The sequence below is a fragment of the Pseudomonas sp. IT-P171 genome, from assembly GCF_949767765.1.
In the GTDB taxonomy this organism is placed as follows: Bacteria; Pseudomonadota; Gammaproteobacteria; order Pseudomonadales; family Pseudomonadaceae; genus Aquipseudomonas; species Aquipseudomonas fluorescens_B.
In genome coordinates, this window is sequence record NZ_CATKQN010000059.1 from 186191 (window position 1) to 199341 (window position 13151).

14 protein-coding genes are annotated in these 13151 nt (G+C 59.8%); all 14 read right to left on the reverse strand.

What is annotated here, in order from left to right:
* Positions 1–10 precede the first annotated feature (10 nt).
* Complete coding sequence (gene araG, locus ACM6I5_RS28615; protein WP_017340097.1) at positions 11–1555, reverse strand: L-arabinose ABC transporter ATP-binding protein AraG; 1545 nt, start codon at positions 1553–1555, stop codon at positions 11–13.
* 64 nt (positions 1556–1619) lie between these two features.
* Positions 1620–2624, reverse strand: coding sequence for a substrate-binding domain-containing protein (locus ACM6I5_RS28620; protein ID WP_017340098.1), 1005 nt, complete (start codon positions 2622–2624; stop codon positions 1620–1622).
* Between the two features lie 115 nt (positions 2625–2739).
* Complete coding sequence (locus ACM6I5_RS28625; protein WP_414885135.1) at positions 2740–3558, reverse strand: SDR family oxidoreductase; 819 nt, start codon at positions 3556–3558, stop codon at positions 2740–2742.
* 198 nt (positions 3559–3756) lie between these two features.
* Positions 3757–4632 (reverse strand): SMP-30/gluconolactonase/LRE family protein, encoded by an 876-nt coding sequence (locus ACM6I5_RS28630; RefSeq protein ID WP_414885136.1) that lies wholly within the window; start codon positions 4630–4632, stop codon positions 3757–3759.
* A 125-nt stretch (positions 4633–4757) separates the two neighbouring features.
* Positions 4758–5474, reverse strand: coding sequence for a FadR/GntR family transcriptional regulator (locus ACM6I5_RS28635; RefSeq protein WP_017340101.1), 717 nt, complete (start codon positions 5472–5474; stop codon positions 4758–4760).
* Positions 5475–5570: 96 nt separating this feature from the next.
* Entirely contained in the window at positions 5571–6131 is a 561-nt protein-coding gene (locus tag ACM6I5_RS28640) for a DUF1285 domain-containing protein (RefSeq protein WP_017340102.1), read from the reverse strand.
* A gap of 15 nt (positions 6132–6146) precedes the next feature.
* Complete coding sequence (locus ACM6I5_RS28645; RefSeq protein WP_017340103.1) at positions 6147–6755, reverse strand: DUF4823 domain-containing protein; 609 nt, start codon at positions 6753–6755, stop codon at positions 6147–6149.
* A 182-nt stretch (positions 6756–6937) separates the two neighbouring features.
* Positions 6938–7906: a GTP 3',8-cyclase MoaA gene (locus tag ACM6I5_RS28650; RefSeq protein WP_017340104.1), complete on the reverse strand. Its 969-nt coding sequence runs from the start codon at positions 7904–7906 to the stop codon at positions 6938–6940.
* Between the two features lie 138 nt (positions 7907–8044).
* Positions 8045–8683 (reverse strand): TetR/AcrR family transcriptional regulator, encoded by a 639-nt coding sequence (locus tag ACM6I5_RS28655; protein ID WP_008031613.1) that lies wholly within the window; start codon positions 8681–8683, stop codon positions 8045–8047.
* Positions 8684–9078: 395 nt separating this feature from the next.
* Entirely contained in the window at positions 9079–9870 is a 792-nt protein-coding gene (locus ACM6I5_RS28660) for a TatD family hydrolase (RefSeq protein WP_414885137.1), read from the reverse strand.
* A 15-nt stretch (positions 9871–9885) separates the two neighbouring features.
* A complete protein-coding gene (locus ACM6I5_RS28665) occupies positions 9886–10242 on the reverse strand; it encodes a PilZ domain-containing protein (protein WP_017340106.1) in 357 nt (118 codons plus the stop codon).
* Between the two features lie 42 nt (positions 10243–10284).
* On the reverse strand, positions 10285–11271 hold the full coding sequence (locus tag ACM6I5_RS28670; protein ID WP_414878058.1) for a DNA polymerase III subunit delta': 987 nt from the start codon (positions 11269–11271) through the stop codon (positions 10285–10287).
* Positions 11264–11896, reverse strand: coding sequence for a dTMP kinase (gene tmk, locus ACM6I5_RS28675; RefSeq protein ID WP_017340108.1), 633 nt, complete (start codon positions 11894–11896; stop codon positions 11264–11266). Before tmk ends, ACM6I5_RS28670 begins: the two co-directional genes overlap by 8 nt.
* Before the next feature lie 19 nt (positions 11897–11915).
* Positions 11916–13148: an endolytic transglycosylase MltG gene (gene mltG, locus ACM6I5_RS28680; RefSeq protein ID WP_414885138.1), complete on the reverse strand. Its 1233-nt coding sequence runs from the start codon at positions 13146–13148 to the stop codon at positions 11916–11918.
* Positions 13149–13151: the final 3 nt, after the last annotated feature.

The following is a 13151-nucleotide window of genomic DNA, read 5'->3' on the forward strand; positions in this document are numbered from 1 at the left end:
TAGTCACCTCTCAGTTCGCCACGCCGTCAGCGCGTTGGCGCGGCAAAGCCAGTTGCAGCAGGTTGGATTCGTTGGCCTCGTCACGGGACAGTTCGCCGCGCATCGCCCCTTCGCAGAGCACCAGGATGCGGTCGGAAATACCCATCACTTCCATCAGGTCGCTGGACACCACGATCACCGCGATACCGCTTTCAGCGAGGTTATGGATGATCTGGTAGATCTCGGCTTTCGCACCGATGTCGATGCCCCGAGTCGGTTCGTCGAGCAGCAGGATTTTCATCGGCATCGACAGCCAGCGGCCGAGAATCGCCTTCTGCTGATTGCCGCCGGACAGGTACATGATTTTCTGTTCAGCGCTCGGTGTTTTTACTTTCAGCGCCTTGATCTGCTTGTCGGCGTTGCCTTTCTCCCACAGTCCGCGCAACAGGCAACCGAAGGTGGAGTGGGCGCCGCGTGCGCTGATGTTGATGTTCTCGGCGACGCTGGAGAGCGGCATGATGCCCTCCTTCTTGCGGTCTTCGGGGCACAGCAGAATCCCCGCCGCAATCGCATCCCGGGGGGAGCGCAGTTTCAGTTCATGCCCGCGCAATTCCAGGCGCCCGGCGGTGTTGCGCTCAAGGCCGCTGAGTATGCGGAACAGTTCGGTACGACCGGCACCGACCAGGCCGAACAACCCCAGAATCTCGCCTTTGTGCGCGTCGAAACTCACCGGCTCACGCAAGCCCGGCCCGAGCAGACCGTCGACCCTCAGCGCCACGGCGCCTCGCTTGCGCGGGCGATAATCGTAGATGTCCTGAATGTCGCGACCGACCATGCACGTGACCAACTGATCGTGGGTCAGCTCGCTCATGTCCTCGAAGGTGCGTACGTAGCGGCCGTCCTTGAACACCGTCACCGCGTTACAGATGCGGAACACTTCTTCCATGCGATGGGAGACGTAGAGCACCACTTTGCCTTCGTCGCGCAGGCGCCCGATGATCGCCATCAAGCGATCGATCTCCCGCGCCGAAAGGCTGCTGGTCGGCTCGTCGAATGCGATCACATGCGCGCCACGGGACAACGCCTTGGCGATTTCCACCAGTTGCCGTTGCCCCAGGGACAGGCGCCCGACTTTCTCTTGCGGGTCGATTTCATCGGCCAGCCCTTTGAGGCAGGCCAACGCTTGCTGACGCAGTGCGCCGCGATTGATCAGGCCGAAACTGGCGGGCAGATGACCGAGGAACAGGTTTTCCGCCACGGTCATTTCCGGGACCAGGTGCAACTCTTGATGGATCACCGCCACCTTGTTGCCGATGCTGTCGGCGGTGGACTTGAAGACCATCGTTCGCTCGCCGATCTGCAGGTCACCGCTGCTCGGCGTATAGGCGCCGCCGAGGATTTTCAGCAACGTCGACTTGCCGGCACCGTTCTCGCCCATCAAGGCATGAACCTGTCCCGGATGGGCAACGAAGCTGATGCCGTCCAGCGCCTTCACCCCGGGAAAGGTCTTGCCGATCCCGTTGAAGCGCAGGCTGCCGCCGACGCTGTCGTGTTGTGTCTGTACTTGCGCGTGCATAACCCACCTCATCAACAGATCAGGCAACCCCGTCGCCAGGGCTGCCGATGAAATCAACCGCGCCTCAGTTCCAGAGGCCGATCTTTTCCAGTTCCTGCTTGAAGTTGTCGCGCGTGATCAGGGTCACGTCGTCCATGGCGGTGTATTTCGGCGGTTCTTTGCCGGTGGTGACCCACTCGTACATCATGCTCGCGGTGTTGTAGCCCTCGATGTGCGGGCTCGGCAGCATCGAACCGAAGAAGCCGCTGTTGGGCTTTTTCAGTTCGCCGATGGCGTCGGTGCCGTTGATGCCGATGCCAATCACGTTGGCGGCGGCAAAACCGGCACTCTCGGTAGCGCGCACGCCGCCCAGTACGGTGTTGTCGTTCATGCCCCCGATGATCAGGTTTTTCGCCGCGCTCGGCAGTTTCACCAGCGCCGAGTTGGTGGCGTCCATGCTGCCCGGCACATCGAGGGTTTTCAGCGCCGAAAACAGGATGTGGTCTTTCGGCATGCCGGCGTCTTCCAGCGCCTTGACCGAACCGTCGGTGCGCTTCTTGCCGGTGTCGAGTTCGTTGTAGGTGTTGATGACCGCGTAGGTGTCTTTCCAGTCCCAGCCGCGTTTTTTCGCTTCAGTGGCCATCGCCGCGCCCTGCTTCTGGCCGACTTCGAACGCCGCCATGCCCAGGTACGGGACGTCTTCCATGAACTTGCCGCTGGCATCGACAAAACGGTCATCCACGGCAATCACTTTCAAACCGTTGAGCTTGGCTTTGGCCATGATCGCCGGACCGAGGGACACGTCCGGCGGGCAGATCACGAAACCCTTGGCGCCGTTGGCGGCCAGGCTGTCGATGGCGGAAAGGGTCTTCTCGCCGTCCGGTACGGCGATCTTGATGACTGTGAAGCCTTTCTCTTTGCCGGCCTTTTCGGCGAAGGCCCATTCGGTCTGGAACCAGGGCTCTTCCGCCTGCTTGACCAGAAAACCGATCTTCACTTCCTCGGCCGCCAGCAACGTACTGCTGAGGCTGACCGCGGTGACCGCCAAAGCGGCACAGCACAGGGAACGGATCCCACGACGACGATTCATAAGCTGACTCCTTGTTATTTTTTTTGAGCGTTAATTTGAAAGCCGGTGCAGCAAATAGTCATATCATATGATGATTGGATTTCAAGCGGAATTCCGCGCCTGAAATGCGTTTTGCCTAGTCGTGATACATCACCGAGCGACCTCCATCGATGGTGATGCACGATGCGTTGATAAAGGTCGCTTCGTCGCTGGCCAGGAAAACCGCAGTCATCGCCACTTCAATCGGCTGGCCGATGCGCCGCGGCGGATGCAGATCGAGAGCGCGTTGGCGCTCGGCGTGCGGGTCGGCAAAACCGTTCCAGTAATCGACGTTCAGTTGGGTTTCGATGTAGCCCGGTGCGATGGCGTTGACACGAATGCCCTTCGGCGCATATTCGATGCCCAGCGCGCGGGTCAGGCCCAGCAGGCCGTGCTTGGCCACCGGGTACGGGAAGCAGCCCGGAATGATGTGCGTGGAATGGGTAGAGGCAATGTTGATGATGCTGCCGATGCCTTGCTCGATCATTTGCGGCAGCACCGCTTTACAGCCGAACCAGGCGCCGTCCAGGTCAATGGCGAAACAACGACGCCAGTCTTCTTCGGTCATTTCCAGCGGATCGCGGAACACGTTGACCCCGGCGCAGTTGACCAGCACGTCGATGCGGCCGTGCAGGTCGACTGCCAGTCTGGCCATGGCGTGCAAGTCTTGCTGATTGGACACGTCAGCCTTTATCGCCTGAACATCAAACCCCTTGTCTCGCCAATGCGCCGCGACGTGTTCGACTTTCTCACCCTGGATATCACTGATGATCAGCCTGGCCTGCTGGGAGGCGAAGGTCGCAACAATCGCCTCGCCAATGCCCTGAGCCGCGCCGGTCAGCAACACGACCTTGTTTTTCAGGCGCTCACCCTTCGGTGGCTCGGGCACCGCTGGCAGGGAAAGAGGTTCACCCATGAATCAGAACTCCTTTTCGCGGGCACGACAAAAACCGGGCATCTGTCGATGTCCGGCCAAAAAGCTTTGTGGAAAATAGCTGCATCACTTCACCTGTTTTGTTTTTTTAAGTGTGAGTGCGTGTAACTGATGGAGCCGACTATAAACCCGACCGCCAAATAATCTCAATATATAATTTTACATCCCATATTCTGGGATTTAACCAGCAAATCTCGTACAGGTTTTTCCGGGCACATCGACCTGAAGGGACAACACCGCCCCGTCCAGCGGATGGTTGAGCGGGCTCGCAGCGCTGGTGATGTAGAGGGTTTTCAAGTCCGGACCGCCAAACACACAACTGGTGGGGCGGCTGACCGGCAGCTCGATCACGCGATCGACCTGACCATCTGGCGTCAACCTGAGCAGGCAACTGCCGTCCCAGCGAGCATTCCAAAGGTAACCCTCGGCATCCATCGCCGAGCCGTCGGGGCCGCCGCGTTCATGGGGGCCGAACCAGACTTGCGCGGGCTCGAGGCCGCCGTCGGTGCGAATGAAATGCTGATAGAGCGTGCCATCCAGGCTGTCGGCGAAATAAAGCGTGGTGGCGTCGTCACTCCATAGCAACGTGTTGGGAATGCCCAATCCGCGAAGCAGCGGCGTGACCCGGGCATCGCGGTCAATTCGAAACAAGCCGCCGGACCGTCGCACGATGGGCAGGTCTTCGCCGTTTTCGCCGATGTTGTTCTGCATGGTGCCGAGCCATAGCCGGCCCTGCGCATCGCAACGGGCTTCGTTGGCGCGATTGCCGGGTTGCGGGTCGGCGACGCAGAACAAGCTCAATCGTGGCTCAAGTCCCGGTGAATCGAGATCGAGCCGGTACACACCACTACTCAACGTCACCAGCGCATCGCCGCTTTCGCAGGGAATGAAGGCTGACACGTGCTCGGGCATCTGCCAGATCTGCACGTTGGCGCCGACCAGGCGCAACGCTTGTTTACCGGCAATATCCACCCAGTACAGCGCCTGCGTCGGCGCATCCCAGAAGGAGCCCTCGCCCAGGTGTGCACGGTGCTGGGTAACTGCGGTCCACTCCATGAAACCTCCTTCTTATTGCTTTTATGTGGGAGCGAGCCTGCTCGCGATTGCGGTGGGTCAGGCGAGATCAATATTGAATGTGCCAGCCTAATCGCGAGCTGGCTCCCACAAGGGGTCTGTGTTTTTTATCCGGCCTTTTTATCGGCCATGACTTTTGGGTAGAAACGTTTGATGGCCAGGTCGGCGTTGTCGATGAGCGTCATGCAGGCCCACACACCGCGCGCGGCATCGCGAGCGGCGATGGCATCGGCCATGTCTTTGTGAATCGGTAATGTGCGGCGCAACTCGTCCGGGTCAGCCGCGGAGACTTCGAAAGACACCGCCAGCAACGCGCCGAGGGCCGGGACCATTTGTTCGATGAATTGATTGTGGCTGGCCGCGAGAATGCACTCGTGGAAGAACTGGTCGGCGCGGTTGTAATCGATGCCGCTGTCTACCGCTCGCTCCAGCGCGTTGTAGGCCTGAAGCACTGCTTGCACCTGTTCGACGGTCGCTCGCTCGCAGGCCCAGCGCACGGCCATCGGCTCGATGGTGCGGCGCAGGTCGAGCAGGTCGTCGACGAAATTTTCCGGCAAGCCGCTGCGTGAAAGCCAGCCGACGACTTGCGGATCGAAGAGGTTCCAACGCCGCACCGGCAATACTCGCGTGCCAACCTTGGGCCCGACTTCGAGCATGCCTTTGGCGACCAGGGTTTTGATGGCTTCGCGGATGACCGTGCGACTGACGCCGAGTTGCTCGCCCAGATCGGCTTCGACCTTGAGGGTTTCGCCGGGTTTTACCTGGCCCGTCGCAATCCAGCAACCCAGCCAATCGACCGTCGATGCGTGAAAACTGCTGGACATGGGCACCTCAAAGCCGTTCGCAATGGGTGCCCACGCTAATCATCATACGATTGGGTGTCAATTTGATTTTCAGGGAAAAGCAAAATCTTGTGTGTGTTACGGCTCCAGGCCGATGGGGAAGAAGATGCCGCCGCTCCACACGCCAAGCCAGCGCTGCCCATCGATCTCGCGGGTCACCGCCAGTTCCACCAATTGGTAAAACACATTGCGATGGATCAGCGCTTCAAGGTTGGTGCGCACATGCACATACGGCGCAGGCTCTTGTGTCACCGGATCAATCACTACACGGATCGCATGTTCCGCACCGGCCTCGGCGGTTTCATCGACGTTGGTGGTAAAGCGCAGGACTTGTGCTTCGCCCTCGCCTTCCACCTCCACGGCGATGGCCACGAACGGCGCATCGTCGACCTTGATGCCGACCTTCTCGACCGGGGTGATGAGGAAATAATCATCGCCGTCGCGGCGAATGATGGTGGAGAACAGTTTGACCATCGGCTTGCGTCCGATCGGCGTGCCCAGGTAATACCAGGTGCCGTCGCGGGCGATGCGCATGTCGATGTCGCCGCAGAAGTCGGGGTTCCACAAGTGGACCGGTGGCAAGCCTTTGGTCTTGGGGATCTGCCCCAGAAGGTCGTTGGCTTTTTGCGGGCCACTCATGGCGTTCTCCTTGGATTACTGGTCGCTGAGCCCCAGCAGGCTGCGCGCATATTGTTCCAGCGGCGGGCCCATCAGGTCTTCTGGCTTTTTGTCGTGGAACGTCAGTAAACCGCCACGACTCTTGATACGTGCAGTATCAATCAAATACTGGGTACTGGTCTCGATCAACATGATCTGAATCACGCCGGTGTCGATGCCGAGGCGATCCACGGCTTCCTGATCGAGCCATTCGTCCGAGTTGCCGATGCGGTCATCCGACTTGGCGAAACGGGTATAGAGCAGATAATGCGCGCCGACTGCACGGGCTTCGCCCATCGCCTGATCGAGGCCTTCCGGCGCACGCGCACGGCGGACCATCGGGAAATATTCGATAAAGCCATCGAAGGCGACTTCGGCAATCACGTTAGGACGCGGGTAAACCGCGCTGCCCGGCGGAGCAAAGGCGCCCTGGGCGATATAGACGAACGAGTCCGGTTGAATGCGCAGATTGTTCACGCGGCGACTATCGCTGTGGTCGAGCAGACCCGCGTCACTCATGTGATAGCGAGTCCCTTCAGCCAGATCGCTGACATTCATGCAGCCACCAAGCGCCAAAACGGCCAGCAGCAAAACCAGGCTACGCATCCTACCCTCCAGAGGCCGGTGACGGAAAACCGGCGAATGGCCATGGGATGCAGCTTCCGCGCCAGTCTTCAGGAGTGCGACATTTGTGGCGAGGGGATTTATCCCCGTTGGGCAACGAAGCGGCCCAAAAAAATGGGACTGCTGCACAGTCCAACGGGATAAATCCCCTCGCCACAGCCCGATCAGCCGCCGATAATTTTCATGATGGTCGCCCCACCCGAGAACGCCACTTCCTGCTTGTCACCCAAGGCTTTCACCAAGAGACGCTGCAACGCCGGCAACGCCTGATGGCGCGGCTTGTCCAGCAGATCACCGACATAGTGACGATTGCTCGACGACAGACAGCCATGCAACCAGCCCGTCGACGACAAACGCAGTCGCGAGCAAGTACGACAGAACGGCACGCTTTCGTTGGCGATCACGCCGAAATAGCCCTGACCTGGAATTTCATAGCGCACCGCCGTCGCGTCGACGGGTGCATCGGCCTGCAGGTACTCATAACGATCACCGATCAGGCTCAGCAACTGCTGAAGGCTGACGAACTGTTGCAGAAAAGCGTTGTTGTCACTGGCCAGGTGCCCCATGCGCATCAGCTCAATGAAGCGCAGCTCGTAACCTCGCTCCAGGCAGTAATCGAGCAGCGGCATCACCTGATCGAGGTTTTGCCCGCGCAACGGCACCATGTTGACCTTGATCTTCATGCCGGCGGCACTGGCCTGATCCATGCCGTCGAGCACAGTCGCCAGATCACCGCCGCGGGCAATGCTGCGGAATGCACCGGCATCCAGGGTATCGAGGGATACGTTGATGCGCCGGATACCGGCGTCGACCAGCAGGGGCAGTTTTTTCGCCAGCAGTTGACCATTGGTGGTCAGGCTGATGTCTTGCAGGCCCATCTGCCCGACGGCGGTCATGAAGGCTTCGAGTTTGGGGCTGACCAGCGGCTCACCGCCGGTGATGCGCAGTCGCTCGATCCCCGCCGCTTCGATGAGGTAGGCAACGCCGCGTGCCATGGCTTCGGCCGACAGTTCATCCTGCGCAGCGACCAGCCGCTTGCCGTTGGGCACGCAGTAGGTACACGCGTAATTGCAGGCTGAGGTCAGGCTGATTCGCAGATTGCGGAAACGCCTGCCTTGACGGTCAACGATCATGGTCACTCCGGCACAAGGAAATCGGACGGCGTAAAACTTGACTTACAAATCAAGTTTTAGCAAGTCCCATGCCTGAGTATATTCCTGAGGTACTGCGCCATGTTGCGAAATAATGGCGCAATAAGGCAACTGAATGGCTTAGCTGCTTGGCGTGTCGGTGTCGCGCTTGCGCTTGTTGCCCATGCGCACGCCGATGTCCATCAGGAACTGGAAGAAACCTTCCTGATCTTCCAGCACGTTGCTCCAGAACGGCGAGTGATACAGCGCCACGGCGCCGTGCACCAGCGCCCAGGACGCGCAGTAATGGAAGTAAGGCGGCACGTCTTCGAGCTTGCCTTCGCTGATCCGACCCTTGATCAGCAGGGTCAGGCGTTCAAAATTCGAGGCGCGGATCTTGTGCAGTTCCTCGATCATCTCCGGCACCTGGTTGCCCTTGACCACCTTTTCTTCGAGGCGATCGAACAAGCGGTAGCGTTGCGGATCGCGCATGCGGAATTCGAAGTAGGCCCGGGACAGGGCTTCCTTGTCCTTGTCGACGTCTGCCGAATGCAACAGCTCGTTCAAATCGCGCTCGTAATCGAGCATCAGGCGCAGATAGATCTCCGCTTTCGATTTGAAGTGCTTGTAGATTGTGCCTTTGCCGATACCGACGGCATCAGCAATCATCTCGACGGTGACACTGTCTTCACCTTGGTCGAGGAACAGCTTGAGCGCGGTATCGAGAATTTCTTGCTCACGGCGACGAAATTCACGGACCTTACGAGGTTCTTTATGCATAAGAAAAGGTCTGTCGGGGTCAAAATTCGAAGCCGCGTATTATGCCTAACTTGCGGCAAAATGCACGGATCATCCATCCATATCTGTGTTTCTTGATGAATTCTGGAAGCGTCGCCATTTAATGAGAACGCTTCCGAAGCGCACGTATTCCAAAATTGTTTAAAAACCTCGACCGGTAAACTGGACTCGGCGCAATACTGATCAATACTTCAACTGTCGGCGGGGCATCTCCCCCAAGTGCCGCGTCGATATTGGTACCAACGGACCGCGTACCATTGTTTTACTCCTAATGGTCTTAACCCGGATTCACCCCCCAGAACCCGGGTTTTTTTTGCCTGCAATTCAGGGGGCACCGCCCCCGCAGGAGCTGCCGAAGGCTGCGATTTTTTCCGGCGTTATGCCGATGCCCTGACGTGCGCCAACGGAAACAGCCGTTTAAAGTTCTCGGTGGTCTGCTCGGCAAATCGTTCGTAGGACTCCCCCCGCAACATCGCCAGAAACTCTGCCACTTCCCGCACATACTGCGGCAGGTTCGGCTTGCCGCGATAGGGGATCGGCGCCAGGTACGGCGAATCGGTTTCCACCAGCAAGCGGTCCGCGGGCACCTTGCTGGCCACGTCACGCAGCGCATCGGCATTGCGGAAGGTGACAATGCCGGACAAGGAGATGTAATAACCCATGTCCAGCGCCGCTTTGGCCATGTCCCAATCTTCGGTGAAGCAATGCAGGACGCCGGCCTGGGGCAGCGCGGCTTCACGCAACAGGGTCAAGGTATCGGCCCGGGCGCCACGGGTGTGAATGATCACTGGCTTGCCGGTTTGCTGCGCAGCTTGCAGGTGCAGGCGGAACGATTCCTGCTGCAGCTCTGCCGCCTCAGGCTCGTAGTGATAGTCCAGGCCGGTTTCACCGATCGCCACCACACGCGGGTGGTTGAGCTCCTGCAACAGCCAGTCCAGCGCCGGGGCAGCGCCCGGCTGCACGTCCAGCGGATGCACGCCGACGGAACAGTCGACATCGTCGTAACGTTCGGCCAGGACCTTTACGTCGGCTGCGTTGTCGACGCTGACGCCGATACACAGAAAGTGCCCTACCCCGCGCTGCCGGGCCGCATCGAGTGCGGCATCCAGAGAGCCGTCGTGGGCGGCGAGGTCGAGGCGATCAAGGTGGCAATGGGAATCTACGAGCATAAAAAGGGCTGCAACTTACATCGTATGGGTGGGACGGTCGGACTTCAGGGCTCCGGCCAGATGGGTTTCGATTCGACTGCGGGCGGTATCGTCGCCGTCGTTGAACTGCACGCCGACGCCGGCGGCGCGGTTGCCTTGAGCGCCTTTGGGCGTGATCCAGGCGACCTTGCCGGCCACCGGAATCTTCTCCGGCTCATCCATCAGGCTCAGCAGCATGAATACCTCATCGCCCAACTTGTAGCTTTTGTTGGTCGGGATAAACAGACCACCGTTCTTGATGAATGACATATAGGCCGCGTATAGCACGGACTTGTCCTTGATGGTCAGGGACAAAATACCGTTGCGCGGTCCCTGGTTGACGGCTTCATTCATACTGACCTCCACTGCAGATGCTCAGAGGATAAGCCCAGTCGATCACTTCTGGGTAGGCAATGACGCCCATTGCACCAGCAGCGCTTCGAGCAACAACACCCGATTGAGGTTGGCCTTGCTCATGACTTTCTGGCGCTGGGCGAGGATCCAGTCCTGAATGTTCAGCACTTTGTCCTGAGCGGTTTTCTGCGCCAGGTACTGAATCACCTTGCGCATATCGGCCAATCCCAGACCTTCTTCATCCTGGGTCAGCTGATAACGCAGGATCAGGCTCGACCAATCGCAGAACCAATCGAACAGCAGCAACAGCGGAATTGCGTTCCAGCCTTCGGCCAGTTGCGTCGGCGATTGCTGTTGCTTGAGCAACTTCTTCACACCATCGACCACCAACGCTCGCTGCTCGCGCACGCCCTGAGCCTGCAAGCTGACGGCAGCCAGCGGCGAACCGGCAGCGAGGGTCAGCAACTCGATGCGCTCTTCTTCGGAACAGTCCGGCAGCGCCTTCGCCAGCCACGCCAGGCTCACGGCCTCACTCGGCAGCGGGCAGGCCTGCTGCACGCAGCGGCTCTTGATGGTCGGCAACAGACGGCTGGTCTGATGGCTGACCAGCAACAACACCGTGTCGCCGGACGGCTCTTCAAGGCTTTTGAGCAAGGCGTTGGCCGCGTTGATGTTCATCGACTCGACCGGCTCGATCAGCACCACTTTACGGCCGCCCATCTGCGAGGTCTGCACCACGAAGCTGACCAGATCCCGCACCTGATCGACCTTGATCGCCTTGTCGGCTTCTTCCGGTTCCAGGATGTAGTTGTCGGGATGGCTACCGGCCTTCAGCAACAGGCAGGATTTGCATTCACCGCAGGCGTCCTCGGCTGTCGGACGCTGGCAGAGCAAGCTGGCCATCAGCCGTTCGGCCAACGCGCGCTTACCGATCCCGGCCGGACCATGCAGCAGATAGGCGTGTGCATGTTGCTTGCGACCCGCCAGCTGCTGCCAGAGGCTGTCCTGCCACGGATAGGCTTCAGCCACGGGTCAGCTCCAGCAAGCGTGGGAGCAAGGCATCCAGCGACTGCTGAACCTGCGCCAGCGGTTGAGCGGCATCGACCAACACATAACGCGCCGGATCGGCTTCAGCACGCTTGAGGAACGCGCTGCGCACCGCATCGAAAAACGCCCGGCCTTCCAGCTCGAAGCGATCCAGGCGACCGCGAGCACTGGCGCGTGCCAGACCCACTTCCACCGGAAGATCGAAAATCAGGGTCAGGTCCGGGCGCAGATCGCCCTGGACGAACGTTTCGAGTGTCGCGATGCGCTCCAGCGACAAGCCGCGACCGCCGCCCTGATAGGCGTAGGTCGAATCGGTAAAACGATCACACAACACCACCGCCCCACGGGCCAGCGCCGGGCGGATCACGCCGGCCAGGTGTTGGGCGCGCGCGGCAAACACCAGCAGCAACTCAGTGTCCGGGTCCATGGTTTCATCGACCGGCGCCAACAGCACCTCGCGAATTTTCTCGGCCAGAGGCGTGCCGCCCGGCTCGCGGGTCAACACCACTTCGATACCGGCGGCGCGCAGGCGCTCGGCCAGGTATTCACGGTTGGTGCTCTTGCCGGCGCCTTCGGGACCTTCCAGGGTAATAAACAAGCCAGTCACAGGCAGTCCTTAGTCAGAATCATTGCGGGCTTTGCGGCGCGGTTGCGTCTGGTTCGGGCGCAGGCGCAGCAGCGGGCTGTTTGACAGGTTCTTCAGCCGGTTCGCGGGAGGGCTCTTGAACCGGTTCTTGCGGCGTCACTGGCGGCAAAGCCTCTGGGGCTGTGTCGGGCGAAGCCGCCGGGATCGGCGCCTGCTCATCCGTCGCTTCGGGTGCGGTGGCCGGTGCCGGGCTGGAGCGATAATCGGCGCGGCGCTTGAGCTGGAACTCGCGCACCGCGTTGTTATGGGCGTCCAGATCATCCGAGAACACATGGCTGCCGTCGCCCCGTGCGACAAAATACAGGCTGTTGCCAGCCACCGGATTCAACGCTGCGTGGATCGCCTCGCGGCCGACCATCGCAATCGGCGTCGGCGGCAGGCCGGCGATCACGTAGGTATTGTAAGGGGTCGGTTCCTTGAGGTGCGCGCGGGTCAACTTGCCGTTGTAACGATCGCCCAGGCCGTAGATCACGGTCGGATCAGTCTGCAACAGCATGCCCATTTCCATGCGCCGCACAAACACGCCGGCGATCTGCCCGCGCTCTTGCGGTACGCCGGTTTCCTTTTCCACCAGCGAAGCCATGATCAGCGCTTGATAAGGTTCGGTATACGGCACGTCGGCTGCGCGCTGCCCCCACTCCTTGGCGAGGACCTCATCAAGGCGATCGTAAGCTTTTTTCAGCAGCTCAGCGTCCGTCATGCCCCGCACGAACCGGTAGGTGTCCGGAAAGAATCGCCCTTCCGGAAAGATCCCGGGGTGACCGAGCTTGTCCATCACTTCGCTATCGCTCAAGCCGTTCAACGTCTGCTCGAGCTTTTCATCCTTGGCCAGGGCCAAACGGACCTGATGGAAATTCCAGCCTTCCACCAGCGTCAGGCTGTACTGAACCATCTCGCCACGCTTCCACAAGTCGATCAGGCCTTCAACGGTCATGCCGGGCTGCATGCGGTACTCACCTTTGTGCAACGGCTGCCCGGCCAGATTAAAGCGCCAATACACGCGCAACCAGAAAGCGTCCTTGATGACGCCATCGGCTTCGAGTCGATAGAAAGTGCGAGTGGGTGTCGTACCTTTGGGCACGTCCAGCAGTTCTTCCTGGGTAATGTTCAGCGGCTGTTCCAGCGCCGAATGGATTTTCCAGGCCGCAGCGCCCAGACACAGCCCTGCCAGAACCAGGCCGGTTTCCAGCAACAGCAAGAATTTACGTCTCACGTA

Bases quoted from the DNA above. Each gene is read 5' to 3' on its own strand.
- araG (WP_017340097.1), bottom strand. From the start codon at position 1,555: ATGCACGCGCAAGTACAGACACAACACGACAGCGTCGGCGGCAGCCTG.
- ACM6I5_RS28620 (WP_017340098.1), bottom strand. From the start codon at position 2,624: ATGAATCGTCGTCGTGGGATCCGTTCCCTGTGCTGTGCCGCTTTGGCG.
- ACM6I5_RS28625 (WP_414885135.1), bottom strand. From the start codon at position 3,558: ATGGGTGAACCTCTTTCCCTGCCAGCGGTGCCCGAGCCACCGAAGGGT.
- ACM6I5_RS28630 (WP_414885136.1), bottom strand. From the start codon at position 4,632: ATGGAGTGGACCGCAGTTACCCAGCACCGTGCACACCTGGGCGAGGGC.
- ACM6I5_RS28635 (WP_017340101.1), bottom strand. From the start codon at position 5,474: ATGTCCAGCAGTTTTCACGCATCGACGGTCGATTGGCTGGGTTGCTGG.
- ACM6I5_RS28640 (WP_017340102.1), bottom strand. From the start codon at position 6,131: ATGAGTGGCCCGCAAAAAGCCAACGACCTTCTGGGGCAGATCCCCAAG.
- ACM6I5_RS28645 (WP_017340103.1), bottom strand. From the start codon at position 6,755: ATGCGTAGCCTGGTTTTGCTGCTGGCCGTTTTGGCGCTTGGTGGCTGC.
- ACM6I5_RS28650 (WP_017340104.1), bottom strand. From the start codon at position 7,906: ATGATCGTTGACCGTCAAGGCAGGCGTTTCCGCAATCTGCGAATCAGC.
- ACM6I5_RS28655 (WP_008031613.1), bottom strand. From the start codon at position 8,683: ATGCATAAAGAACCTCGTAAGGTCCGTGAATTTCGTCGCCGTGAGCAA.
- ACM6I5_RS28660 (WP_414885137.1), bottom strand. From the start codon at position 9,870: ATGCTCGTAGATTCCCATTGCCACCTTGATCGCCTCGACCTCGCCGCC.
- ACM6I5_RS28665 (WP_017340106.1), bottom strand. From the start codon at position 10,242: ATGAATGAAGCCGTCAACCAGGGACCGCGCAACGGTATTTTGTCCCTG.